At 47.7% G+C, this 25,149-nt stretch carries 25 protein-coding genes; 4 read left to right on the top strand and 21 right to left on the bottom strand.

What is annotated here, in order from left to right; genetic code table 11:
• Positions 1 to 150: 150 nt before the first annotated feature.
• From AB4263_RS19600 to traD, 3 genes are all read right to left on the bottom strand, one after another.
• Positions 151 to 357: a hypothetical protein gene (locus AB4263_RS19600; RefSeq protein ID WP_372098739.1), complete on the bottom strand. Its 207-nt coding sequence runs from the start codon at positions 355 to 357 to the stop codon at positions 151 to 153.
• Between the two features lie 331 nt (positions 358 to 688).
• Positions 689 to 1,063, bottom strand: a complete 375-nt coding sequence (locus AB4263_RS19605) for a hypothetical protein (protein ID WP_372098740.1) — start codon at positions 1,061 to 1,063, stop codon at positions 689 to 691.
• 211 nt (positions 1,064 to 1,274) lie between these two features.
• A complete protein-coding gene (traD, locus tag AB4263_RS19610; RefSeq protein WP_372098741.1) occupies positions 1,275 to 3,380 on the bottom strand; it encodes a type IV conjugative transfer system coupling protein TraD in 2,106 nt (701 codons plus the stop codon).
• A gap of 897 nt (positions 3,381 to 4,277) precedes the next feature.
• Here traD and AB4263_RS19615 point away from each other — a divergent pair.
• The 4 genes from AB4263_RS19615 to AB4263_RS19630 all read left to right on the top strand — a co-directional run bounded on the left by AB4263_RS19615 (position 4,278) and on the right by AB4263_RS19630 (position 6,650).
• Positions 4,278 to 4,730, top strand: a complete 453-nt coding sequence (locus AB4263_RS19615; protein ID WP_171350103.1) for a helix-turn-helix domain-containing protein — start codon at positions 4,278 to 4,280, stop codon at positions 4,728 to 4,730.
• Positions 4,730 to 5,299, top strand: a complete 570-nt coding sequence (locus AB4263_RS19620; protein ID WP_171350101.1) for a PIN domain-containing protein — start codon at positions 4,730 to 4,732, stop codon at positions 5,297 to 5,299. Before AB4263_RS19615 ends, AB4263_RS19620 begins: the two co-directional genes overlap by 1 nt.
• A 507-nt stretch (positions 5,300 to 5,806) precedes the next feature.
• Positions 5,807 to 6,223, top strand: a complete 417-nt coding sequence (locus AB4263_RS19625; protein ID WP_102464168.1) for an SRPBCC family protein — start codon at positions 5,807 to 5,809, stop codon at positions 6,221 to 6,223.
• Between the two features lie 70 nt (positions 6,224 to 6,293).
• Positions 6,294 to 6,650: a MarR family winged helix-turn-helix transcriptional regulator gene (locus tag AB4263_RS19630; RefSeq protein ID WP_252306624.1), complete on the top strand. Its 357-nt coding sequence runs from the start codon at positions 6,294 to 6,296 to the stop codon at positions 6,648 to 6,650.
• A 324-nt stretch (positions 6,651 to 6,974) separates the two neighbouring features.
• On the opposite strand, the gene AB4263_RS19635 is transcribed toward AB4263_RS19630, so the two are convergent.
• The 18 genes from AB4263_RS19635 to traA form a co-directional block, all read right to left on the bottom strand.
• Positions 6,975 to 7,517, bottom strand: a complete 543-nt coding sequence (locus AB4263_RS19635) for a hypothetical protein (RefSeq protein WP_280557551.1) — start codon at positions 7,515 to 7,517, stop codon at positions 6,975 to 6,977.
• An 83-nt stretch (positions 7,518 to 7,600) separates the two neighbouring features.
• A complete protein-coding gene (gene traG / locus AB4263_RS19640; RefSeq protein ID WP_372098742.1) occupies positions 7,601 to 10,408 on the bottom strand; it encodes a conjugal transfer mating-pair stabilization protein TraG in 2,808 nt (935 codons plus the stop codon).
• A 3-nt stretch (positions 10,409 to 10,411) separates the two neighbouring features.
• Positions 10,412 to 11,818, bottom strand: coding sequence for a conjugal transfer protein TraH (locus tag AB4263_RS19645; RefSeq protein WP_048661582.1), 1,407 nt, complete (start codon positions 11,816 to 11,818; stop codon positions 10,412 to 10,414).
• Positions 11,815 to 12,228: a type-F conjugative transfer system pilin assembly thiol-disulfide isomerase TrbB gene (gene trbB, locus AB4263_RS19650; protein WP_048665083.1), complete on the bottom strand. Its 414-nt coding sequence runs from the start codon at positions 12,226 to 12,228 to the stop codon at positions 11,815 to 11,817. The genes AB4263_RS19645 and trbB overlap by 4 nt, the downstream gene beginning before the upstream one ends.
• 75 nt (positions 12,229 to 12,303) lie before the next feature.
• Entirely contained in the window at positions 12,304 to 13,083 is a 780-nt protein-coding gene (traF, locus tag AB4263_RS19655; protein ID WP_372098743.1) for a type-F conjugative transfer system pilin assembly protein TraF, read from the bottom strand.
• A 33-nt stretch (positions 13,084 to 13,116) separates the two neighbouring features.
• A complete protein-coding gene (locus AB4263_RS19660; RefSeq protein WP_048661585.1) occupies positions 13,117 to 13,425 on the bottom strand; it encodes a hypothetical protein in 309 nt (102 codons plus the stop codon).
• 289 nt (positions 13,426 to 13,714) lie between these two features.
• A complete protein-coding gene (gene traN, locus AB4263_RS19665; RefSeq protein WP_372098744.1) occupies positions 13,715 to 15,442 on the bottom strand; it encodes a type-F conjugative transfer system mating-pair stabilization protein TraN in 1,728 nt (575 codons plus the stop codon).
• Between the two features lie 36 nt (positions 15,443 to 15,478).
• On the bottom strand, positions 15,479 to 16,192 hold the full coding sequence (trbC, locus tag AB4263_RS19670; protein WP_372098745.1) for a type-F conjugative transfer system pilin assembly protein TrbC: 714 nt from the start codon (positions 16,190 to 16,192) through the stop codon (positions 15,479 to 15,481).
• A gap of 253 nt (positions 16,193 to 16,445) precedes the next feature.
• Positions 16,446 to 17,456 (bottom strand): conjugal transfer pilus assembly protein TraU, encoded by a 1,011-nt coding sequence (gene traU / locus AB4263_RS19675; RefSeq protein ID WP_048661614.1) that lies wholly within the window; start codon positions 17,454 to 17,456, stop codon positions 16,446 to 16,448.
• Between the two features lie 133 nt (positions 17,457 to 17,589).
• Positions 17,590 to 18,321: a type-F conjugative transfer system protein TraW gene (traW, locus tag AB4263_RS19680; protein WP_372098746.1), complete on the bottom strand. Its 732-nt coding sequence runs from the start codon at positions 18,319 to 18,321 to the stop codon at positions 17,590 to 17,592.
• Positions 18,272 to 20,821, bottom strand: a complete 2,550-nt coding sequence (gene traC, locus AB4263_RS19685) for a type IV secretion system protein TraC (RefSeq protein ID WP_372098761.1) — start codon at positions 20,819 to 20,821, stop codon at positions 18,272 to 18,274. The genes traW and traC overlap by 50 nt, the downstream gene beginning before the upstream one ends.
• A 20-nt stretch (positions 20,822 to 20,841) precedes the next feature.
• Entirely contained in the window at positions 20,842 to 21,207 is a 366-nt protein-coding gene (locus tag AB4263_RS19690; RefSeq protein WP_372098747.1) for a hypothetical protein, read from the bottom strand.
• A 13-nt stretch (positions 21,208 to 21,220) separates the two neighbouring features.
• A complete protein-coding gene (traV, locus tag AB4263_RS19695) occupies positions 21,221 to 21,616 on the bottom strand; it encodes a type IV conjugative transfer system lipoprotein TraV (protein ID WP_048657845.1) in 396 nt (131 codons plus the stop codon).
• A gap of 2 nt (positions 21,617 to 21,618) precedes the next feature.
• Positions 21,619 to 23,157 carry a TrbI/VirB10 family protein gene (locus AB4263_RS19700; RefSeq protein WP_132785210.1) on the bottom strand — a complete coding sequence of 513 codons (1,539 nt, stop codon included), beginning with the start codon at positions 23,155 to 23,157 and terminating at the stop codon, positions 21,619 to 21,621.
• Positions 23,147 to 23,932 carry a type-F conjugative transfer system secretin TraK gene (traK, locus tag AB4263_RS19705; protein ID WP_080967332.1) on the bottom strand — a complete coding sequence of 262 codons (786 nt, stop codon included), beginning with the start codon at positions 23,930 to 23,932 and terminating at the stop codon, positions 23,147 to 23,149. Before traK ends, AB4263_RS19700 begins: the two co-directional genes overlap by 11 nt.
• On the bottom strand, positions 23,919 to 24,494 hold the full coding sequence (gene traE / locus AB4263_RS19710) for a type IV conjugative transfer system protein TraE (protein ID WP_372098748.1): 576 nt from the start codon (positions 24,492 to 24,494) through the stop codon (positions 23,919 to 23,921). Before traE ends, traK begins: the two co-directional genes overlap by 14 nt.
• Positions 24,495 to 24,508: 14 nt before the next feature.
• The gene (gene traL / locus AB4263_RS19715; RefSeq protein ID WP_048661540.1) at positions 24,509 to 24,811 is read right to left on the bottom strand and encodes a type IV conjugative transfer system protein TraL; all 303 of its coding nucleotides are present in this window, start codon (positions 24,809 to 24,811) and stop codon (positions 24,509 to 24,511) included.
• Between the two features lie 9 nt (positions 24,812 to 24,820).
• Positions 24,821 to 25,108 carry a type IV conjugative transfer system pilin TraA gene (gene traA / locus AB4263_RS19720; protein ID WP_048661539.1) on the bottom strand — a complete coding sequence of 96 codons (288 nt, stop codon included), beginning with the start codon at positions 25,106 to 25,108 and terminating at the stop codon, positions 24,821 to 24,823.
• Between the last annotated feature and the right edge of the window lie 41 nt (positions 25,109 to 25,149).

The raw sequence follows: 25,149 nt of genomic DNA on the forward strand, positions 1-25,149 counted from the left end.
GGGTACAGTCGCCCCGTATTTGGAAAGTGAAGCCATTGAATGTTCTGCTTATTCAGGGCTCTTACCCATAAGAGGGAACGTGCAGGGGATGTATTTTCGCTTCGATATGACCGTCTTTAAATATCGGAGAACAATAGAGTTTGATCATTTTTATAACTCAGAAAAAAATTTCTTAAGCTCACGATGGAGATTAGCTGGGCAATCTCCAATTGCGATCCAATAGTCAACAATACCTTTGATTTTGCCGATATCTGCATGACCGTTGTTATGCATAATTTTCATTAACTCTAAAGTCGGAATAGACTTCACTTCAAACGCTTCAGCTAAGTCAGCCATGCCTTGATCATCTGCCACCACAGGAATATCTAACTCTAGCGCATACGCAATGTAGAGGGCATCAACCTTTTAGCGTCTCTATAAGTAAGCACGAAATGTCGCCAGTCGTTGCCGTCGAGCATATCGAGAACAAAGAGTGGTTCAGGTTGTTTTAACATGTCAGGGCCGCATCGTATTTTTTCATCATAGGTTATTGTATTCGATGATGGAGGGAGAAATTGAGTGGCGAGTATGATGACCGTGCTCATGACCATGTGTCGTGTTTGTTTGAGTAATCACGATGGTTTCAATTGTTGTGTTTTGTTGTGTCGTTGCCAGCGTCACTGTGCCAAAACCAAGATTTGGTAAACTATTATCCCATATAAAGAGAGCCTGAAAAGGGGCATAGCGCAAATACGCATCCGTTAGAGCCGCAAATCAACATACCTTTTTCTAGCAAGAGCGTAGTGGTTCCTAATGCCTGGTACTCTTTTCCTTGTGGCCGATTTCTCCACACTTCTTGTCCTGTTAATTGGTGAATGGCGATAATGTGACAATTGGTTGCGCAAAATAATAACTCTTTAAGGTATAACGTTTTCGCGGTTTCTTTCTCTTCTGCCTCGATGGGGGAGTGCAGGAAACAAGTAAATCCTTGCTGCGTCAGTTGACTTGCCTCCTCTTTTAATGTGCCATTTTCATTACTCAATAAAAGATATTCATTTTCTTTGTGTAGGAAAAGATAACGCATTAATCGTCTTTCCATACAGGCAGTTGATGTGCTTTAGGGATAGGTTGGTTGTAAGGGTATTTCATTTGCAGTCCGTATTGGGTTTTAGGGTTCATAATTACTTTCCATTGTTGAGGTGATTAACATCTTTGTTTAAATGCCCTCGACACCTAGTTTTTGATAAGTTGACCATTTAAGAGGGGATTTAAGTTCCTTAAAGCGCAATGGCTATTTATTCTACCATTTCTCCAGAGTCCATCTCGATATCTTGAGATATCGCCGACTCTTCAAGCTCTTGTTGCGCGCGCTCTTGATGGTCATTGTCTGATTTGAGCTTTTCCGACTCCTTGCTGGCTAACGCTTTGACTGTCTCACTTCGTTGTGCTTGTTGGATTTGGTCGGTTTCCAGCTTCATCTCTTCCGGCGTTTCAAATTGCTTGGCTTGGATTTCTGTGAGTGCGTTACGCTCTTCTTCGTTGAGGAGCATACCTGGGGCGACACACTCAAAGTAAATCGCTTTTTGATACGCCTTGGTCATGGCGGGCGATGGGGTGTAATCACGCTTAATAAAGGCCGGTGTCACATCTCGCATCTTATCAAAGTGCAAATCCAGTTGAGTGATAAAGCTGCTTCCTGGTACGCGAAGGTAACATTGCAAATCATCCATGGCTTGTATTTCACTGCTAGAGACAACAGGGCGGGTGACGGTTTGGTGACCAATCGATACCCCGTCACGCAACGCATTTGCACCGTAAGAAATGTGCTCTATTGACACGTCCACCTCTTGCTCACCTAAATCTTTTGACGAGATTTGCGCCATTTGCGCGGAGGGGGCACGAAAGTAAAAACGGGAGTTGAGTAAGTCAAAAATGACGTCCGCGGTGTTTTTGCCGTAGGTTTTCACGAGCTGAGCATAAGACTGGAGACCAATCACATAACAGCCTCCAAACTTACGCACTTCGGCAATGATGGTGTCAAGCTCAGGCAGTTTATGCAGACTTGGCATTTCATCCATAATCACCCAGATACGGCGATCTTCATCGTCTTTGAGTCCCAAGATAGCGTTAGAAGCAATGGCAAGCCAAGTCGAAATCAAAGGACGCAGAGAGGCGTGTTGCTGCGCGTTACTGGATAAGAACAAAAAGCCTTTTTGTTTATCGTCTTGCACCCAATCGGTGATAGAAAACGGTTTGCGTTTGGGCTTTCCTTTCGCGTCTTTGTCATCCAATCCATCCAAAAATCGTAGGCTCTTGATGTAGGTGGCGAGCACCGACTTAATGGAGATGGCCGTCTTTTTGATGTCTTTCGAGACCAGGGACGCAGACTCTGTGCCTTGCAGGAAATTACCCAGGGTTTCAAGTTCAGACGTGAGTATCAGACTGAGCAGCCTTGCGGTCGAGCAGGGCTTGTCATCTTGGCTCATGCGATACGCCGCACTCGAAAAAATAGTCCGAGCGGAATCCACCCAGAACGGATCGCCTTCGCCATGTTGCGGGATAAGTGCGCTGGCTATATTTTCAAAGTCAGGGGCTTCTTTCGCATCACACCACACATCCCAATTGGCGCAGCGTTCATCGAAGGGATTGAGTAAGGTGTCTTGGGTAGGGTCAAAGAACTTACTGGTAAAGGTACAGCCTTTATCATAAATAATGGCTTTATCTCCACGTTTACGTATCCAGCGTAATAGTTTACGAAGCATGACGGATTTACCTGCCCCTGTGGTGCCGTCGATGAGCATATGTTGAACTTCAAACTCATGTTTAAATAAGGCCTGCCCATCCACTTTGAAATCAGAAATCCGTCCGTTACCTACGCCCTGTTTTTTGAGTTTCTTTGCCCGTTTTTTTAAGTCGTTAGTGAGTACTTTGGGCTCTGCGTATTGAAAACCTCGGACGTGAAAATCTTCACTTTGTTTTTCGCCTTGTCGTTTAAAGAAAGTCATGGCGAGCATTAAGATGGTGAAAGCAATACCGATGCCAATCAAAAAGTTGATTTGTATTTGGCGTATCACGTTATCGTAGAGATTGATGAGTTGGGTGTTGTCCAGTTGGGAAGCGAGCGTGCCAATGTAGCGTGTCCCGCTCCAGAAAGTCGTGACTTCGCTGTTAAGATCGTGTCCAAGGCTGGCATAGATATGATTGCGCCAATAGTAGAACACAGACCAAAAGGCGTTATCGGGCGCGCGTAGCCAGGTAAGAACGCCAGTGAGCGCTATCACCGACCAAATGGCGGCGTAGACTAAGGTATTGTTGACTTGAAAGAACATCCGAATGGAGTGAAAAGTAATTTGTCCGCCACGGGTAAAGTGGTTGCCGGACGCGCGTTTAGGTCTAGGCATCGTGGTTCCTTGAGAGTGAAATGGAGTACTTTTTAGATAATTACCTGCGTATGCAGATAAGCTGGCCAACAATTGAACGGTTGTTGGCTAATGGTATTGCTGTGTAGGGCTCTGATATGAAAAAATTTACGCATGCAGAAGGTTAGACACGGATGTTAATCTCTCCGACGGGGTGGGGAGTCTAGAGCCCCGACATGTTGGCAAAACTTGGGTGGTTTTATTTCCTTGCGCTGACCACGGTCTCGAACGTGGTCAGCGTTATGTTCGAGAACTTCAAAGCAATCCTGATTACTATTTTTCTGAAGAAGAAAGGTGAAATTGGTCTCTGAGTAATAGAGATGGTGAGCTTTATGCTGATGATGGGTATCACCGGACAGTGATTGGTCGAGTGTTTTTAGAAACGAATGGCTTTGAGCCTTTTATTAAAAATGTCCCCGTTGCTTATTGCGCTGGGAGGTGATCCATCGTATTCGTATTTTCCCGCGTCGCCTGATTTCAAGGCGATTTCATGGTAAATTTGTCAGAATGATAAAGTTCTTTATGACCTCCAACTTATATGAATGACCAACTAACCCCAATCAACAAAGACCATTTAAAAAAGCTTATCCGAGCAGAACTGGAACCGACATGGTTTGATAAACAATCAGTTAGCCTACATCTGGCTGACCAATCCCTCTCATACACTACATATTGAAGTACTATGATTAAAGATAGTTAAGCATGCGTTGATAGACCTTAAACTAGGCCGCCTACGAGCACTAAGTCCAACGATAATGTGACACTCTCTTTCTTTCGAATATTTCGAATATTGACTTTTTTTCGAATATTTCGGATAATGTCATGGTAAGAAGATTTGTATACCATGACATCAGAAACTAAAAACTAGAGAGAAACTCGATGAATACTGCTACAAAATTGCCAAGCGCTGAAGAAATGGCACTGGCTAAGCTTGGTAGCCAAGAGTTGTCAGCCGTTATAGAAATTAATGGTGAAGCTCAAAGGATTAACGTTGTCGATAAGTCTGGTAAGACTCACGAAGTAACTATTCCAGCAAGCGCATTAAATATGATGATCGAGATGCTTACTCAATTAGGTCAAGGCAACTCTGTTAGCATCACACCTATTCATGCGGAACTCACAACGCAAGAAGGTGCTGATATGCTAAACATGTCTCGTCCTACTTTCATTAAGCTTCTTGATTCAGGTGATATTCCGTTTAGCCGTACTGGCAACCGTAGAAAGGTAGCTCATGCTGATCTTATGGAGTACAAGAACTGCCTAGAAGAGAACAGACTAGCTGCTCTTGCTGAACTATCTGCATTAGACCAAGAAATGGATATGGGATATTAATGGCGTCATATACGGTAATTCTAGACGCATGTGTAATGTACCCAGCTCCACTCCGAAGCTACCTAATGTACTTGGCCAATACTGGCCTGTTTAGAGCGCGATGGACAGAACAGATACATGATGAATGGACTCGAAATCTACTGAAAAATAGGCCAGAGCTAAATGCAGAACAACTGCAAAGAACTCGACAGTTAATGAACGCAAATGTTCCAGACTGCTTGATTGAAGGGTATGAGTCTTTAATTGATGGCCTTACTTTACCCGATGTTGATGATAGACATGTTGTAGCTGCCGCCATTAAAGGTCAGGCTGAGTCTATCATTACGTTCAACCTAAAAGACTTTCCTTCTTGCGCCCTCGATCCTTTAGGTCTAACAGCAATACATCCAGACGAGTTCCTGTGCGATATGTTCGAATTGGACAGTAGCGCATGCGTTAAGGCTGCTCAGCAACAAAGAGCTTCATTAAAAAGGCCACCAATGAGCCAAGATGAGTTCTTAGCTTGCTTACAAAAGCAGAGACTCCCAAGCTTCATCTCACACTTAAAGAGCTTCAAATTGATGCTTTAACTTTGAATTAGTAGATTTTAAACTAGGCTGCTGATTGCGGCCTTTTGTGTCTGAAATGTGTTTACTATTTAGCAGTACTCTCCCCGATATTTAAGAGAGCATCAATCGATGTTCTCATATCTTTTTAACACTTTTGGCATATAAGAAAAAGTACGGTGATTTCAGTAGCGTGATCTGCTACTGAGTAATTACGTTAACGCAGAAAAGGGTACTTTCGAGTTAGAAAGTGCCATAGGTAAAAATTCACACAATCGTTAGCAATCGTTAGCAATTTTATAAACCATTTTTGGACAAAACCTTGCCAGCGCTTTTACTAAATTAGAAAATAATGAATAACTACAGGTACGGTAAATTGTTAACTTCGTTCCCATTTTAAATGTCTATAGACAAGAGTTATTAAGCGTGCACTCCTACCTCCTATTCAAATACACTTACTTGCTCTTGCAAACATGCCCATAACAAAATATAGTAAACTAGTTTACCAACTTCCAATCGAGATGGAACAGAATGATTTTTGAAGAACGTATTTGCATTGAAGCCTCACCTCAAGACATATATTCGTTATATACCGATGTCGAAAATTGGAGTCAATGGGATAAAGAAGTTGACTACTCTCATCTCATGGGAGAATTCAAGATCGGCACTAAGGGTATTCTGAAGCCGAGTAATGGACCTAAATCACAGATTGTAATTGCAGATGCTATACCAAATAAGCACTTTACTGTAACAAGTAAACTACCATTCTGCGTTCTATCATTTGAGCATCATTTGCAGGTCAATGGAAAAGTAACTCAAGTAATTCATAGAGTTAAGTTTTCAGGTTTAACTAGTTTTTTGTTTGGGAAAATCATTGGAAAGAAAATCTATAAAGGTCTACCGTCTACTCTTGAAGGACTAAAAAAAAGGGCTGAACACAATGTTTAAGCACGAACTCCCTTCGAACAGCGTAGGTCTACAACTCTGGGTTGTTTACAATAAATGGCATTCAGAGGTAATGAAGCACCTCAAGCCTCTAAATATTAATCATACTCAGTTCGTTATACTCGCCTCCATACTATGGTGTAACAAGAATAAAAACAAAACAACACAAGCAGAAATAGTCAATATCACTGGCTTGGATAAGATGACACTATCCAAGTCGATGAAGACTCTAGTCGCTAATGAGATCATAATTAAAGATAAAGACGTTAGAGATACACGTAGTTTTTCGCTCAAACTCTCGAAAACTGGAGAATCTCTAACGAAAAAAGCCATCGCTCAGGTAGAAGAGTTAGACCAGCTATACTTCGAGAGCCTACAAGACCAGAGAGCAATATTCACTTCTCTGCTACTAGGCCTTAAAAATAGTTAAGCGAAAGTAAGGCAAGTTGCAGGGTTTGAAACTGAGTTCAATCCCTCTCTGGCTCACTTTGGGGCAAAAACGTGTCATCGCCTTTCCTAAATTAGTGTGATAACCAAGCGATTCTGTCGTATCGTAACTACCAAGCAGCGGCTAACGAATACCTAGTCTAGAGTAGAGATATTTAACCCGTTCCTATTCTCTCGTACTGGCTTTTTTTGTCTGAAATAAAACGAGCGCTGAAAATCAAAAACCTCGAAAGTTCTATAAAAACTCACGAGGCTCTGAGGGGTATCTAAGCGGCAAAAATATTAGTCGTATCGTTTTTGGCCGAGATTAATATTTCCAGCCGTTCAGTTGCAACGATTTAGGAATAGGGCTGTAGCAAGGGTATTCGGTTTGTAAGCCGTATTCGAAAATATATTCTGTCGAAACCATGAATGCTGATGCGAAATTATCTCGTCTAAACTTCTGTGGATCGTTTTTGGCGGTTTTCTCAAGCACCAGCCAGATCATATCTTTAAGAAACTCAGGATGGCGATTCGGGTCGAGCGCCATCGTGTCACGCATACAGAACCAGCTTCCTCCACCTAGGCGTTTTTGATGATTAGCACTGCCAAAATACGCAGTATGCAAACCTTGTAGGTAGGCGTTTAAGCGTATGGATCCCACAGTGTCTGTTTCATCAATGTGCTGCAAGAAGTAGGGCAGTTTGGTGATGTCTGGCAGGTCTTGGGAATATGGTCTTTTATTTATTACCGCGAGCTCGTACTGCTCGTGTATCTCGCTCAGCAGTTGAGTGAGCTCAGGAGAGCGGGGTTGAGCTTGCACTTGCACGCTCGCACAGGTAAGTAGCAGTAATGGTAAGACTGTTTTCATGGTCACTCTCCCTTTAGAAACCTGTTCATAATACCAGTATTTAGGCGGTGCATAAAGTTCTTTTTTATGCACCGAGATCAATATTATGTTTTCGGTTTTTTTGTGTATCTTGGCGTTGCTGGATAGGCTTGGTCGGAGGTGACGTATTCCGTCCTTTCGGGTGGAGTGACCTCCTCTTCGACTTGCGACGCGATGGTCAGTTTAATCATCGGCTCAGGTTTGCTGATGGGTTTCTGCGCCTCCTCTTGTTGATACCTCACTTCATCGGTGACACCATCAAAGCGCTCTTGATTAAACAGTCCGCCCGTTTCATTGTTGTGCAGCATAGCCGTGCGGGTAGCAGCCACGGTATCGACGGTACTCCCCCATTCTTTCTCCATCGTGTTGTTTTGCTCCGGTGAGAGGGTAAGTGGCCCTGTCGGTGTGGTGGCTTGGTGCGCTTGGTTCATTTTGCCCACAATTTTTGCCGCGTCACCATCGAGCCCCGCCATGGTGGCGAACGCTTCAGTGCGAGTGAATTCTTGCCAAGACTTTTTAGCATCAGCAATATCTTCCGGTTGATGGGCGGTCATCAGGCGTTGGACGTCTTCTGGCTTTGCTTGTCGTTCCAAGTAATTCTGGAAGCCTTGAATCGCGTTGGCCGTAAAGCTGGCACTGCCAGAGTCTAGGCGCGTTTGGGTGTTTGAGAGGGCGTTCAAGTCCGATTGGCTTTGCATCACGCTAGCACCAAGAGATTTGGTGTTGCTAGCGTTAATCGCAAAATCATGCGCAAACTGCTCAACCGACGTTCGTGTGTCTTTATTATCCACCTGCGTGCCGGCACTGGTCACGGCATTGGCCCCTTCGGTGTATTGTTTCGTGGCTTGCTCAAGCTGCTGCTTTTGCTCGGTATTCATCTTGCTGTAAGCCGTACGTTCATCATCAGACCATTTCACGCCGCCACTGGCGCCTAAATTGAATGGCGATGCCCCTTTGCCTGTGCCTACGCCGCCCTCGAAGCCGCCATAGACACTTTGCAGGTAAGCTTTTGATTGGTCTTTCGTCCAACCCGTTTGTTGAATCACGCTGTCAACCGCTGTTTGCATGTCATTCATGCCTTGACTGACTTGAGTGTTAAAGCCACTGGTGCTGCCTTCACCGTAAGCCAGGTTTTTACTCACACTGTCATGCCAGCGGTCGCTCAGCGCGGCGCCTCCTTGGATAGTTTGACCCAGTTGGGTGCTATTTTGCTCTAGGTTTTGCGCTGTGTGACTACGGGCATTCGCCACACTCTCTTGCAGCATGCTTTGCGTGTTGGCGCTGATGTTGCCGCGACTGGTGGTTTGTGAGCTGTCGTAGGTGGTGCGCCCATCTCCGTGTTGTGTGGTCACCGAGCCGTCTGGGTTTTGGGTGTAGGTGTGGCCCTGGTTGGTTAGGGTATTTGTATCAAACTTATTGGCATGCGTGTTGTTCATGCTGTGGTTGTCAATCTGCATACTGCCAAAATCCAGATTACCCGTGGAAGCCGCAGCACTGGCTCTAGCATTGGTCGAGTTAATCATGCTCGATAGCTGATAGTTCATGCTCGACAGGACTTCTTGACCGCCTTTTAAAATCCCTTTGGCTATCATAGGGACGGCTACCATCAAGATACCGGTCATCCAGGCGAAGCGACTGTGAAGCTCATCCGCGGTATTCGCGTTGGAGAGCACCAGCCCTCCGAACTTCCCCGAGACATCCGTAGACAGAGACTCCAGCCCCCAAAGCTGAAAGCCGTTGATGATGGCAAACAAGGCTGGCCAAGTGGCCAAAAAGGCAAACGTGCCAAAATAGTTTTTGAGCACCATCATGGTTAAGCCAGGAATGACTGCCGCCCCGGCAACAAAGAAGCCCAAACACGCGAACAACATAAACATCATCGTATGGAGCATCGGCAAGTATTCTCTCGCCATTAAGCCCAATGACGCCCACATCGAGGTGGTTTGCAGTTTATTGGTGGTATAGGCGTAATTGAGCGCGGCTTGCGTTGGGTCTAGGCTATCAAGGTTATAGCGCAGCTCGTTCATCAACATATTTTGTTTGATGGTGTTGGACGCGCTGGTACTGATGGCAAAAAATTTGTTGTAGCTGCGCTGCAACGATTGCACCACTTGGGGTTTATAACGGTCCGCGTCTTTGCCGAGCAATTGATGCGCTAACAAACTCATGTTTTTATCTGCGGCATCATTAAAGCGCTGCTTGATGATAGGGTAGGCTTCTTCGCACCGCTTGTAGGTGCTTTGACCGCCCCCTTCATCAAGAAAAAGGGCGCGCAGTGGGCTTTGCCTAACGCCGTCTAGAAAGGCAAAAATATCAGGCGCGGCAAAGAGTTCATCCCAGGTGTATTTCCCGTTGATTCTCACATCCCCAATCATGCAGTTATGAAAGTAGTCTCGCCAGAGCTTTTGTAGCGCCAACTCATTGATTCTGGATTGTCTTGAGAGCTGATAAAGCTCAGAGCCAAACAGCATCCCAGTCCGACCATAACGCTCATCGTCAGAGGTGGTGAAAATGCCTTCCACGCCTTCGGCCATCCCCACCATGATAGAAGAGAAAAAGTAAGTAGGCACGGCCACGAGGTAAGGGACATTATCCACCTTGTAAGCCTTACCCGGTTGCGTCTTATCGATGATAAGCATGTCGGCTTTCATATTGATTAGAAACAGGGGCACAGCAAAGAACACCACCATCCATTTGATGAGGTCTTTGGGATTCCGTGACAGCATGAAGATAAACAAACTGGTAACAAGCCCCAGCATCATGCACATCTGTAAGTAATCCCCAAAGGTATTGGTTCTAAAAAAAGTGGCCAGCGCATTAAAGGCTTTGTTGACCACTTCGCCGGAAGTGTAAGTGTAATATTCGAGTATCATAGGTCAGTTCCCATAAGCTTGCGCAGGTTTGGTGGTCGTGCTGATTTCATTTGTGCTTTGCAGCGCGGTTTTTCTCTGCGAATCAATCAGTTGATTGCGTTTGTTGAGCGCTTCAATGGCTTTATCGGCAAGCCCCGCGGTAAAGCGTTTGGCGTTATCGATATCACGAGTGATGAGGGCGATGTCATCCTGGCTGTTGTTGGTGTTGGCTAAGGATTGGCTGGCAACATTTAACATGCTCACGAGGTACTGATTAAGCAGCTCCACCGCTATCATTCGCGAGTAGTTGCTGGTATCGGGGGGTTGCTTGGCGGATAAGTCGTCAATAAAGAACTTGAGTACCGGCGTTTGAATCAGCTCCAGAAAGCCCTCTTGTTGACGCGTGAGTCTTTGGTCGGTGGCTATCTTTTGCAGTATCGAGTCCAGTTGTTTGCGTATCTGGTTTTGAATCCCGTTGGCTTGAGTGATGGAGAGGTTATTGCGCTTGGTAATGGTAATGCACGCATCAGGGGCTGTTTTGCGACACTGATAAACGTCAGACTTGCCCCCTTCGAGCAAGACATTGACCAGATTGTTGTTGTCGGTCAAAAGGCTAGGGTAGTAACGCGGGTTGCCGTCTTTGTCGTACACGTAAGTGCCTGACAAGCTCATCATAAATTGCGCTAGATTTTTGTCGGAGGACAAAAAAGCGTTATTCATGATCGCAGACCAGACCACGTTGTGATGGGTTTGGGTCATATCTTTTAGCGCTGGATCCTTTTTGGCGTTCGCTAATTGACCGGCCGCCTTGCCTCCTGCGCCACATTCCTGCTGACCTTGCACCCAATCCGAGAAGGCATTGTTTTGTGTGCCGAGGGCCGCGCAGACGTGCTTTTTGGTGGCGGGCAAAGCAAAGGCGGCCAGTCCACCGATGGACGCTTGCGCGGCTTCACAAGAGTTCACCGATTGATTGAGATATTTGTCGAGCCTGGCTTGGAGATTATCCAGGTTTTGTTTGAGCTGCGGCGCCCAGGTTTGCAGGGCTAAATTGACAATAAAAGGAGGAGCATTATGAATAATCGCTTTGCCCAGTTTCACCAGTTGGTCTGAGCTGATGTGTGAAAATCCTCCCATAAACATATCAATGCCAGAGCATCCCGTACTGATTGAAGGGACCGTGACGCTGACCAATTGTGCATCGACAATTTGATTACGCACAAACAAACTGCCACCGGTGTAGTAGTTGGCCGACTGCCCTTGGTAAGCCGTTGGGTTTGAGACGTTGGCGTTATACCCTGAGTTATCAAAAAAACGCGCCAGTGAGTGGTTGGTGTCGGCGTGGCTAGCGCTTGATAAGCTGATAAGAACGAAAGGAATAACTCGCTTATGCACCGAAACGGTGGATAAGTGGTGGAAAAGTGATCGCTTCATTGCAGCGCCTCCTGCACACGCGGATCGTTAAGGGCGTTCTGAATGCTATGAGCCAGCGTGCTTTCTGGGACGTCTCCAATGCTCAGACGTGAGAATTTACGGCTGTTGACGTTCATTAAAAAGGTCGCAGGCATGACCGTTTTCCTCTGGCCTGGAAAAAAGGTTTTGCCTATCTCTGGTGTGACAGGAATAGGGACCTCAAACCCTAGAATGCCTGGTCCATCAACAGAGAAGGCGTAAACCGGTAATTGAAATCGTTCGCCAAGGCGAGTGATTTTAGGAGCTGTCTTATGGCAGTACGGGCAGGTGCTTTCAAAAAAGAACACCAGGGCATATTGGTTTTGCATAGCAGCATGTGCGGTGGTTGCATGAATCAAAAAAGCCAGCACAAGGGTACGAAGAAATGGCATAGCGCCTCCTGACGTTTTAGGAAGAAATAAAAGAGAGTGAACATCCTTTAAGAGAGCGGCATGGACGAAGTTGCTTTAAAAATCCGATTGCTCAAAATTGGTGGCGACATTGTAAAAGCGTCCAATTAAATCATTTTGGCTTATCCAGCCGTACGCCAGTGGCTTCATCTCTCCAGTGCTTGGCTGCACCAAAATTAAGGCGGGCGTAAAAGGCACCGAGACTTTGCCTTGATTGTGGCGGTTTTCTTTGAGGTGAGTGATGAAGGTTCCGTCATTACTGATCCCAAGTAGCTCAAAATGGTATCGGTCAGCAAACGCTTGAATGGATGGGGCGAGTTGCTGGCTCAGTGTATCTTCCCCGTCATAGACAAAGAAAAAGCCCCATCCGTCTTGCTTCATATTTTCAACCGCCGCGGTTTTCTTTTTCTCCTCTAACTCTAAATACACCTGTCTTGCTGCTTGCTCGGTCGGATGGTCTTTGGTGTAAGAAAACTCCGGTCTTTCGAGCAGCAGCGCTTTAAAGGTCATGCCCAATTGGTCGGTTTGGTCCGTGATAAAATGATTTAACGCTAAAAACTTCGCGAGCTTGTCTTTATCTTTGGGATGAATGACCGCGTCGTTTTGCGCCTCAATATGCACGGAGTGAAACCAGTCCATCTGTTCGGTGGCCGATAGGGTTTTAGGGCTTGATACTGTGGTTTGCGTGTTGCTTGGTAGCGGCTTAGGTTTGGGTTTGTCGGGCCTTGCCTTAGGCTCGTTGTACCATCGCCACCCTAGAGGGGTTTCATGAGCCAGAGTGGGTGGGAGGTGGGCAAGCAGCGTTAGGGTAATGACGCAAAGCAGTGTTTTATTCATCATCATAGACCTTGGTTAAGTGAGATAAAGCGATTATGAGGTTAAACACTTGGGTCTTTCGCGTAAGTGGCGCATCTGCTGTGGGGATGGATTGCGCAACGTGAGTAAGTATTGAAGGTATTTATCGTGCAGCAAAGCGTGGTGTTTCGACCAGATGCCTTGCTCACTGCTAAAGTAGTGGGTCTGCTTCTCAATGTTCTCTATCAGCTCTCGATATTCATCCAGCCTTTTCGTGATGTCGGGATAGCGGTCAAGCTGTTTGATGTGTATCACGTCACTTGGAATGAGTCGTAAAAGCGTCAAGGTGTCGAGCAAAAAAGTTTGAAAGGGTTTGATAAACATAACGATGTCCTTCCTGGTCATTGAGGTGTGTATGTTAAATAGGATCAAAGGGACGAAAAATACAAAAAGTTACACACTATCGTATTGCTGCAGCTTTCGAAATTGGGCGTTTAATGAATAGGGATATTTATACCGCAGAGGCTCTTATGAAAAAACAACTATAGGGGAGTGAAGCAAAGCTGTGAAAGTTTGAGGCGGAGGCGCTGGGTGAAGGTGAGTCAGCAGCGCCAGGGTAATGACACCAAGCAGTGTTTTTTCATCATCATAGACCTTGGTTCAGTCGAGGTGGTTATCCGCCCGTGGCACTTTGAAGTCGTTTCTTGATTTCATCAAAGTTGGGGAGGTTGGTGTTGGCTCGCATTTCTGGGTAGAACTCTTTAAAATCAATGTGCTTAAAGTTGATTTGACCCAGTTCTTCGGGAGTAATGGCGGCGCAGGTGGGATTTTTTGCACTGCCTAACCGTTTACCCAGTTGCTGAATAGAGCCTTGCTCTTGAATGATTTTGGCTAGCTTGTTGTCGTAAACGCAGTAACTGCGCTTTTTACGTGTGCAGACACCCAGCACTTTCTTGGCGCAGTATTGCCCCACGTACAGGGTTAAGCCTTTCTCTTTGGCTTTCCCCAACGCTTCTTCCGCTTCGCTGCATTTCGCTCCCAATCCTTGCCCCCATCCTGAGTCTTTACAACAATCGTTAAAACCCGCGAGTTTCTTATTGCACTTCATCGGCTTACCCGTGAATATTTTGGGTGGGTCTCCGATGTCTTTCACGGCTTCGGCAAGCCCCGCTAGCGCGGCGACGGACTTGTCAAAGTTGCCGTTAAGTTTGGGCTCGGGCACATAGCACTCTCCGTCAAGACAGAAGGAGTGCTCACCACATTGCAGGTCAGTGGCTCGGCATGTCTTCTCAGCACAGCTCTTTGTGACCTCTTGCTCGATGCACACCCCATTTTGCTTAAGGCTGCAATGTCGAGTTTGAGTCGTACAGTCTTTCGGAAGAGCTGCGCAGGTATCCGGTCGGTCACACTGATGGTTGACCCGATATTTCCAGCAATCGAGCGTGGTCGGAATGCCATTAATGGTGCGGGTGGCTCGACCTTCAATGCATTGCTGATTAGTGACATTGCACGAGTTCATCAGGCTGCATTGTGTTCGCCAGGTCATATTGTTCTTGATGCAGTTCCCCCCGGATAAGGTGAACCCGCTTGAACAACTCAAGGGAGCTTTCATCGTCTGTATGGTGGGGCGACAAATCTGGTAGCGTTTATCCCAGTATTCGCTACTTTTCCAGACAATGTGGTCGGTCTGTTTTAAATCGCCAATCGTGTAGCCTTGCCTGGGAGAGACAATCTGGTTATCCCACAAATACGCGGTTTCTGATCCTGAAAAAGCTCGGGTTCCCCCCGTTCGCCTTACGTAATTGTCATTATTGTATCGGCATTGTGGGAGAGGGCGTTGGCAATCCTCCCCTTGCAGTGTCCAGCCGGATGGACAGCGGTAGAGTACTTCACTGAGGCTCACGGAGGCGACGGGGAATTTTTCACACGGTACTGGGTTGTGAGTCGGCCGGTGACATTGCTTTGCGATGTTATCAATGACGCACTGGGAGCCACTCTCACAATCCACATAGGCATTTGAGATGCCATGAGTGATTTCAAAAGCATTCTCTTGGCCAAGTAAGGCAAAGCGCATCGCCGGGTCGTCTTTAACATCGGGTCGACCTTTATTGAAGTTCGCGTTGATGTCTTGAGCCAGTTCATTGGTCACAAATTCTGTCCCTTTTTGTGCATTGATCTCACTGTCAGACAGTGTGGATTCTTTTGGACGGCGGATCTCTTGTCGACACGTGGCGTCTTTGCAATAGTCATCGACATTGAGCGGGAGCGCATGAGGCGTGAGAGTTTGGCTTGCCGTTTGCTTCGCCCAATTGGCGCTCTCAGTAAAGGTGTGTTGTTCGCTGGCAAGAGCGAGAGTAGATAAAAAACTGAGCGTGAGCGCAGCCCAGAGGTTAATGCGCATAAGGAGCACCTCATCAAAAGTTGGGGTGAGAGAGGGTTATTGGGAATAGAGCGTGCGCAGCAGCGGGTGAATGTTTTGCTGCGCATCCCCGGCAGCGAGGTAATCCAGAGCTTGGTAAAGTGAAATGTTGCCGTAAAGGATGTCGTAGTCACTGGCTTTGCAAGGCTGCTTAGGTAAGCAGCGGTTTTGTTTGACCGAAACAAAGGCCGGTACGTGGTGAATATCAAATTGCTTAAACCAATCGGGGCTGATGGAAAAGCCGCTTTGAATGGGCGCCTTATTGGGTGAGCGTATCAAGGCCTCGATCCGCTTGACCGTGGCCGGAAAACCTTCGGGTAAGACACCGCGTATCACCAGTGGCACGCCTAAGTGTTCACTTTGCATCAGAAGCTGTTTTAGCGCGATCTTGGGCATGGTGAGTGACACAAACACCATTACCCCTTTTGGGGCTTGGTCAGGGTGGCGCGTGGGCTTTTGTCTTCCTAGCAAGGGGGAAAGAGTCTCTTCTTTGACCAAGTCTTGAACGTTGCGGCTGAAAGTCAGCGCTTCTTCTCGATAAGCCTGGGCTTTATTTTGTATGTCGTCAGTGGCCCCCGCCTTCGCCGCCTCCGGTTGTTGAGTCATTTTTTGCTCAAGCTTGGCAAAAGCTTTGAGCTCTTGCTCTGTGTAAGCTTGGGTGGGTAACGCGATAAAAAAACACAGAAAAACAAGAGAGCGCCTAAAGGTGCTCTCAAAAGATGGAATGGTCATAGTAACCTCTTCATTATGGCCGCTGAAAGGGTGGGTAGAGGGTGTGAGCGTTTTGGCAGCTGATTGACTGCCCCTGACGAGCATTGAGATCGCGACAAAACGAGAAGCAAAACTGCGAGAGCGGGAAACAGCAGTAAATGTGCTTGTGGTTGGCGAGATCTATTTTTAAAAAATCGGTAAGGGAGTCAGGGTGACTGGCAAGGAATAGGTCAGTCTCATTTTTGTGGGTAGGTCTGGGCATCATCGCTTCACCTTATAAAAAGACACAGTTGCGCTTTCGCCATTGTACAAAACCAAAGTTATCCCCTGTGACCGGATTGTCATGGCCGGCTTCCCAGAGCGTGGTCGTGGTGGTGTACGGGTGACACCAGGCGGCATCGGGAATAGGGCCCGACATTTGATACCGATAACGAGATTTTGGCAAAATAGGATCGGGATATTGATAACAAATCGCGCCATCTTCGCCGCGCGTCTCCCAGATGATCCCTTGTCGATGCAGTTTGTAGTTAAGCTTTTGCATCAAGAGTGTCGCCGCCTGGATGGGCGTGTCTCGATAGTTGGTGGTGCCAGTAAGCGGATAGGCACTGCCCTGTGAGCCTAAACACCAAAATAACGCATCAATAGGTAAGGCCGTGTTAGTGGAGGTCAACATGGCTTCGGGCACGCACGCAAGCTGAGCCACTAGGTTACCAAACAGTAACGCTTCGGGATTGAGAATGAGGGATAACTCATCGTCGTCCCAAAGTGGGTCAATTTCCGTCATGTAGGCAACATCAAACACATCTGTGGCCATGCAGGCGGTGGATTGCATCAGTTGTAGCCAATAAATGATGGGGTACTTATACCAATGGGCGTGATAAAAACCTCCGTCACTGCTGTCACTGTCACGAGCGGTCACGCGACCACCGATACGCTGAGTGTTGGCGCCTGACATTTGCACGCCCATGTTCACCATACAATAAGGGACGCGCGTGATATCGGTTAAGGCATAAGGCTCCCAATAGCCAATGTTGATGCCGATTTGCACAAAGATAGGCGGCGGTTTCGGGCAATAAGAGATAGGCATTGTGGGGTTATTGGTGTCTGGATATTTGGACGGCATGACCGTGGATGAGCCTATTGTCATCGGGAACAAACAATCCCAACAAATATCGGTAATGGGGTTAATAAAACGGCTTTTACACGCCGCACTGGCTGCTAGGGTTGATGGGGCAATAAAAACCAATAGGCAGCACAACAGTAAACGCAAGTGTCGTTGAGTCATGGTGGACTCCTTTTGTCTCGACAACAGGCTTCGCCACATTATCGCAGCCAAAAGCGAGCTTGGTTAATAGAAAAAGAAGTGATATTGGAAGCATGATCAAGGGGAGGCGCGCACTTCTAAGGCCATTTCATTATCATTGCTCTACTTCCAAGGGCTGCAAACCCGATACGTTCACTTCATCGATGCGCCAGCGCGTGCCATCTTGATAGGCAATGGCCGGGACGTGAGTGATGTTAAGCGATTGGGTTAAGTGGCCTTGCTGCGCAAAATACATTCTTGCATCAAGTAAGGTCGCCATTTTATTCGGGCTGCCTCCCGTCAGCACCCACTTGATTGGCTTGGCGTTTTGATACTCGCTGGCGAACCTTCGTTGCTGCGCGTCTCTGGCATCAAAAAAGACCAGTACCTTACTGAGCTCAAATAGAGGCAAAACGTCTTGACCGTCTACCTTTGGCCAAGTGCGGCTATCAAAGGGGTTCACTCTGGTGCCCGCTTTGGCAATCACGGCCCCCGTGGTGGGGGCGATGATGTCTTTAGGGAGAGTGATGCTTGGATCTACGTAAAAGGTGCGGGGATCGGTTGTGGTGGTTAAGCCTGCAACCGGCGGCGGGTTTTCAATGCTTTGCAGGGCGCGCTCAGTGAACTCGTTTTGCATGTCCGCCAATTGACCACTGGCCTCAAACCCTTTCAGTCTTTGGTGTATCCATTCCAGCATGTCGATTTCACCGATAGGGAAGACCGGGGCGACTTGCCCCAGCGCTTTCCCGTGAGTGTTAAAAGTGGCCATGCCTGCTGCGAGGATAAAAGGCAGCAAACTAAGTGCTTGCCCCAATGGCTTGATTAAAGGCGTCAATGTCTTTGCCATAAAAGTGCCTGGAGGTTTGCTCAATGGCGCGCTCCAGTGATTGGCCTTGTTTATAAAGATTTTCACAATACTCAAACTCCTTAGGCTCGGTTGAGAACATGGCGCGTTTCACCGGAGAGGCGAAAAAGCGGTGATAGGTGACATGGCCACCCGCTTTGATGCGCGCGCTGCTGTATCCTGCTTCAACAGACGGGGCGAAGCTTTTAATGATGCGCTGCTCAAACGGTGAGAAGGCATCCGGGTTTTGGAGCAGATACTTATCAAACCCTTCCCCTTGACGAAGAATGATGTGAATGTCTGAGTTGTTGTAGCAGGCTTTGGCTTCCTCGTTACTAAAGAAGTCTTCAATCCCTTGAGTCACCGTACAAAAAGCGCCGCCGAACTTACGGGCGGTGCGATAACCGGTGTTGATGAACTCCCTCGCTTGCTCGTTTGCCCCAGAGAGGAGGCTCCAGGCCTCTTCAATGATGCACAGCTTTGGGGTAGAGCGAGATCCAGCCAGGTACATCTGCTGGTTAATCGACACCATGAGAGCAAAAATCACGGGTCTGAGCACAGCAGGCGGGAACCCATCGAGTTCAAGCGTGGTGATTTCCACATTGGGGTCGAGCATGGATGGCTTGTTGAACACGTCTTTGTACATGCCATCTGTGCAGAACTTTTTCAGTTGCACCGCTATGTCTTTAATGCGTCGGTCGCTTTCTTCTCCAGCAATCTCAATCAAGGCGTCTCTGACATCATCCACCAAGACTTGATGACCTTTACGCTCCCATGCCGTCACTATCGCATCGCCTAAGACGCTTTGTTGAAACGCCGTCAGTGGTACGTAGGGTGACGCGATGGTGGCAAACAACGCTGTGATATTATCGAGCGCTTCCATCATGGGATCGACAGGTCTGCCGTCATCATCCACAAACTCAAACTCAGCACTTTGCATGGCGCCTAAATGCGTGAACGGGTTTAAGAAGATGTTGGCGTGGGTCATGTAGGTCCCCCCAAGGCTCAGGGTCAGCTTTTTATAGCTGGCTCCTTTATCGAGGATCCACACTTTACCACCCATGGCGTAAACCGTTTCAGCGATTTCTTGGACTAGGAAGCTTTTCCCTGCGCCTGAGCCTCCCGTCAGGGCGATGTTTTGGTTATCACTGCCACAGGTGAAAGGGTTAAAGAACGAAATTTGTTGGCGCATAGTGGGCAGCAATACGCCCCCTTTGAGCTGGCTAAAGTCCATGATGAGCGGAAAGAAATTCACCAGGTTAGAGCTCTTTAAGGTACGAACGCGCCCCGCTTTTTTACAATCGCCCCATAATCCTTCACTCATCATAAAAGGCAACATGGAGAGCAGCGCTTGTGGCTGATTCATTTTCAGTGGAATGATGTCAAGGCCAGCATGGCTAAATGACTCCTTCGCCGCTTGGGTGTCTTTTTTCTGGTGGGTTTTATCGGTCATCAGCGAGACCGTGAGCACCATAGATGCAATGGTGAACTCTTTAGACAACAACCCTTTTTGCAAGGCTTTGCGCTCTTTGAGTTCATCTTCAGCCATGGGCGCGAGTATCGCCATTTGGCTGTTCACCGTCTTGGTTAAGTCTTTTATCTTGTTATCGTTATCCGCATTTTGCTTACCGGTTGGCTCATTGCGAAAACTCAAGGTAACGCGATGAGGGCAAGTGATGTTACGCGACACATTACGGATTGAAGAAAAGGCTTCTGGTAAGGCGTACAAGCGATAATCACTAGGCAATCGAGAAAGCCCTAAATGAACAAGGCGTGTGCGTACCTCTTCCCCTTGGTCATTGGTATGACGGGTGGCGATATGACCACGATGGGTTAACGCTTCGGTATCGGGAGATAACGCTTGCAGGTTCAAAGGTTCTAATGGGTTGTAGCTTTTTTCATTGGGTCTGTCTTGGCGTTTATCAAAGTTTAAGGTATCACCGACGCTGGTCAACAGTCCCTCAGGCGTGACGGGCAGTAAATCAAAACCAAGCTGCGCCAGCCCCGTTTCTAGAGTCATTCTCGCATCAAGCAGCTCTTGTGGGTCTTTTTCCGTGGTGGAGACAAAAAAGAATGCGTCGTAGTCGCGCAAATCAAAGCGATTGTTTTTTTGCCTATGTAGAAACCCGTGTTGCGCCGCGTAGTGGGCGTAAATGGCGTCATCGTTGGCCATTTTCTGACAGATACCGCCCCGCAGACTGAGTAGGGCTTGGTTCCCTTCAAGATAGTGCGCCACTCGGTTGTGACCAAAAAGCTGCACTTGATAATCCCATTTATCCCCTGCGGGTAAATCCCCCATAAGGTGGCTTAACGACTGAATTAAATCGTCGTTAGCGCCCCCAAGGAGACTGATTTTAAAACCAAAACCGCGAGAGTGAGTATTGTCGAACACCTGCTCAATGGGATCGTAGTCTCGATACGGCAGTTCATGGTGAAGGTGGTTTTGGGCTTGCTTGGCCTCTTGAAATAAGGAGGATAAGCCACTGCGTGAGGAGGAAAACATAAGGCGTCCTTTTTCTATTTTTACCAAAACAAAGACAAGGGCCAACTAACACTCTGCATCGCTTCATCACTGAGTCGGAGGCGGTGAGCAAGCTCAGGATGCCCTTTTTGTTGTAAGCAGGTGTAGGGGCTCCGTTTGATTGAGGAGGGAAGTGATCCGCTCTCTTCTTCTATTTTAATAGCAGGAGGCGGCACGCAATCTTGGACCGCTTGATGAATAACGCGCTCATCTAGGGCGTACTGAGACTCGATGTAGCGCGCCACAACGTGATCTCTGGCGTCTGTGTGCGAGGTGATAAACTGCGCCACTTGTGCCAGGGCGCTGCTCAGTAATGTGCCCCATAATATCGCGCCCGTGATAACCATGATTTTTAAGGTTCGTTTCATTATTTTTTCCTAATCAATCTTTCCAAATCGCGCGCGCAGGGCGCCCAGACCAACGGCTATCGTCTAAGACAAAGTAAACATCCATCGTATCGATGTAGTGATTGTCTTTGTCTATGAAAGGGAAGACGGTGAGTTTTTTAACGTGTTCTTGGCTTCGCTCAGGCTCACCATCTCGGCTACGCCTTGGCAGTAAGGTAAAGACAGAAGGTGGGGCGAGACGAGATTGAGGAGAGACGGTGGCATTTCCACTGTCTCCGGTATAACCGTATAGGTTGTCTCGAACCTCGTTCATGGTGACACACCCTGAAACGCCGCCGACCTTATCGCAACTGTATTCGCTCTCAAAGCCCGCGCTGCAACCGGTCAGACCTAAGAGTATCGATAGTGAGAACAAAGAATGCCTATTCATGGTTATTCCTCACGCCCAAAGCCCACGTCGCTTAACCCTTGTTGGGTTATTTTTTGCGCTAATGGGTTGATGGGGGCAGTTTGAGTGGTTTGTGGAAGAGAGGGAACGTTGGTGATGACATCCAAGAGCTGGTTGCTGTTGGAGACTTGCTCACGCTGCTCATTAATACGGGTTTCGTATTCATCGGCCAATAGGGGATCTAATGGAAAGCCTTCCAAAAAGACAATATTGACGATGGCACCAGGATTGACTTCCACTATCGGATGATAGAGCTCGGCCAGTTTGATGTAGTAGTCCGCCAATTTGCTGCCAACGCTTTCCGTGGCGCCGCCAAGCAGATTCAACCCAATTTTATCGCTGTTGATGCTTTGACTTGGTCCGAGCGCCGTCGGTGTCGTGGTTTGTGCCAGGGCTTTACCCGCATCACCGACACCTTGCAAGATCCCCGCAATGCCGGCCATTTGAACGATTTTACCGTTTTTCATAATGGTGGTACCGCGAATACCATTGCGCCCAAAGTTAAACACGGTCGCATTGACGGGGATATCGAGAATATCGCCATTAGGGTGGATGCAGCTCATTCTATTGGTGCGAGCGACGCCGCGACTGGATGAGATTTCGCCGTAAACGGCACCGGTGATCGTGCAATTCTTTAATTTGGATTGCTCACCGTTGGGTAAAATCCCCTGATTGACGGTCTGAAAGACAATCGGTGAGGTATCCCCTTGTCCAGAGACGCCCCCATTAGCGTCTGCGCCGCCGGTGATCACGGCGGTCACAAAGGTGCCTGTTGGCACGTAGTTATCGGTCGTGCGACGGGATTGTCTCTCCTCTACACTGGCTTGCCAGTGAAATTCAAAACTATCAAAGGCATCCCCGCTAAAGGCCACATCATCTTGCTCTTGGTACTGGAACTCATTCACCTTGGCGGTATCTATGTTGCTATTAATGGCAGGTCTTGGGGGCAGTTTGTATTGGCCAAAAGTGCTTCCCTGATGGATCTCTACGCTATGTTGATTCGAAGGATCGCCTGCATTGAGGGCTGAGGCTAATTGCGTCTCAAGTTGGACCTTGAGCGCGTCAACTTCATCGAGCTTTTGTTGCATCTGCTGCTCAAGCTCCGTCAATTGCGATGCTTTATCGCGCTCATTGGCTTTTTTAATATTCTCCAACTCAGAGGTTAAGCTTTGTCCAAAGCGACTTAAGGTGCCTTCGAACCGCGCTAAGCTTTGCTCGATTTGGTTGATTTTATCTTGTTGAAACGTCAGGGCGGACTGGTTGTCTTTGTCGGTAAAATCATCGGTGACGACAGCACCAAATCCGACGTCTTGAATGTCCTTGCTTTGCTCTTGGGGAGGCAATGTTAACCGCCAAACAGCAAAAGCCAGGGCGGCAAGCACCAGTAATACCGTGAACGTAATGGTGCGATTGCGCTTTCTTGTTACGGCATTGACCGTGCCACCGTCTTCAAAGTCACCGTCGGTATCTTTGAAGACGCGTTTTTTAAAGCGGTCAAAGGCGTCTTTGGGTTTATCGATCATGGGTGGCGCCTCCTCCGGTAATGAGATAGAGCGTGGTGGTTTGCCCAGGTTTTAACTGATAGGTATCGAGCGCGGCTGAGCGTGCGGAATAGCTGTAGAACTGTGCGGTGGTCAGTGCCATGTCACTGCGGCTTTGATTTTTGAGTTGATAAACCACCCCAGAGTAATCACGGCCAACGAAGACCGTTTGAGGGATGATGGCCAGTGACGCTGCATCTTTGGGTAAGGTTTTGGGGTCAACGTCGTGACGTTTAAAGCCGGCGATGGGGGCGCCATCATGAACAAAACGCATCATGGCTTTGGTGAGCGCTGTCATGGCGGCGGGGTAATCCGCCGCCTGCTCAGTCGGGCTTTGCTGCTCTTTATAGTTTTGCGACCAAACAAACTCCGTGACCAAAGACGGGGTGGCTTTGGGGGTAATAAACAGAGCAAACAATCGCCCTTTTTCTGTCGTCAGGTGCGCGGTAAACGGTAAGGGAAGGTTAATTTTTAAGGTGATAGAGCCGGAAGCGTCTTTTTGGTTGCCCGTTGAGGTACAAAATCCTTTCGGGCAGACGATCGAAATAATACGGTCATTTTTGACCAGCAAACGGTTCACGTTAATGGAAGAGAGTGACAAGGGGATCGTGTCGCCTTCGTCAAACTCATAGCTCACCATAGCGGCATTTTCAGCTAGGGCAAAAGAGGGGATGAAAAAGACCACCCAAAGCGCGATGGACAAAAAATAAAGGTGCCATTGCGGCGATGGGGTGAATGATTGCTCATAAAGATTCATCGGTGTCGACCTCGACTTCTTCAATGGAGAGTAAACCTATGACGCCTTGGTCATAGCTAAAGTTGACTTGATACCACTTAATCTCCGGATCTAGGGCGCGTTGGCCTACGTGCTTTTGGAGTTTCCCATAGAGTTGCACTTGGAGAGTGTTGAGAGAAATACGGACAGACTCGACAGAAAATTGGCTGCTGATGTTGTCTTTTTTAATTACCGTGGCTTCTCGAAGCAACTTAGGTTGAACGATGTGCCAGCTTGTCTCGTCTAAATATTCAAGTAACTGACCAAACTGACGTCCAACGCTGGCTGGCGTAATGTTGAGTTTCAAGTAGAGAAGATAATCCGCCATTTGCTCAAGATAAGGCTCATCGACTGTGCCATCCGAAACCGTAAAGGCTTGAGAGAGGGTGGGTGGGATTAGGGTTCGGCTCTGATGGGTAAGGGCTTGATAACTGGTGTAACCCAACACCAGGTTAGTGATAAGCATGAAAAGAAAGCCTGCACTCAAAAAAAGATTGAGGAGACTTTTGACGGCCAGCTTATCCCGTTTAACAAACGGGTCCATGATGAAGGGTCTCCTTAGAAAATCCAATAGCGACGACAGGCTGAGGGGGTACGCTTAAAGAGGGCGGGGCTGACAAAAGAAGCGCCCCACCAATAAAGTGACAGGGTAACGATATTATCGCCGTATTGTGATTTGATGTAACGCAACCCCCCAAACCAAGCCAGCGATAACGTCAGCCCTATCATTTCGTGTTTAAGCCAGAATGAGAGGCCAAAAATGCAGAGGGCAGGCACGAGTTCATCAACAGGGAACCCGAGCCAGCGGCGACCTTTGTTCATGTGTTTTGGGATAGAGAAAAACTGATGAGGGTCTTCCATTGTGACTCCTTAACCTAAGCCGACGAGTGGCGCTCCAACATTCCACAAGACTGAGCCACCAATGAACCCGCCAACGGCCGCAAACCAGTTACGGCTCATCAGTCCAGTGACGACCGCCCCTGCAAGCCCAGTCCCCAGCATGGCGGTTTCAACCGCAGAGCCTTTGCCCGCCGTGTCTTTCATGGCTTGCTTACCTGACGCGAAGATATCGGCAGCCAGAGCAGGCTGAGTGATAAGAAGTGTCGAAACAGCAACGCCAAGCCCGACAAGGAGGGTGCGCTGGGTGCGTGTTTTCATAATAAGTATCCTTATTGAGTGATAAAATTATCAAGTACATG

Origin of the sequence: Vibrio sp. 10N.261.55.C5, from assembly GCF_041470505.1 — a bacterium.
Classification (GTDB): Bacteria; Pseudomonadota; Gammaproteobacteria; order Enterobacterales; family Vibrionaceae; genus Vibrio; species Vibrio crassostreae_C.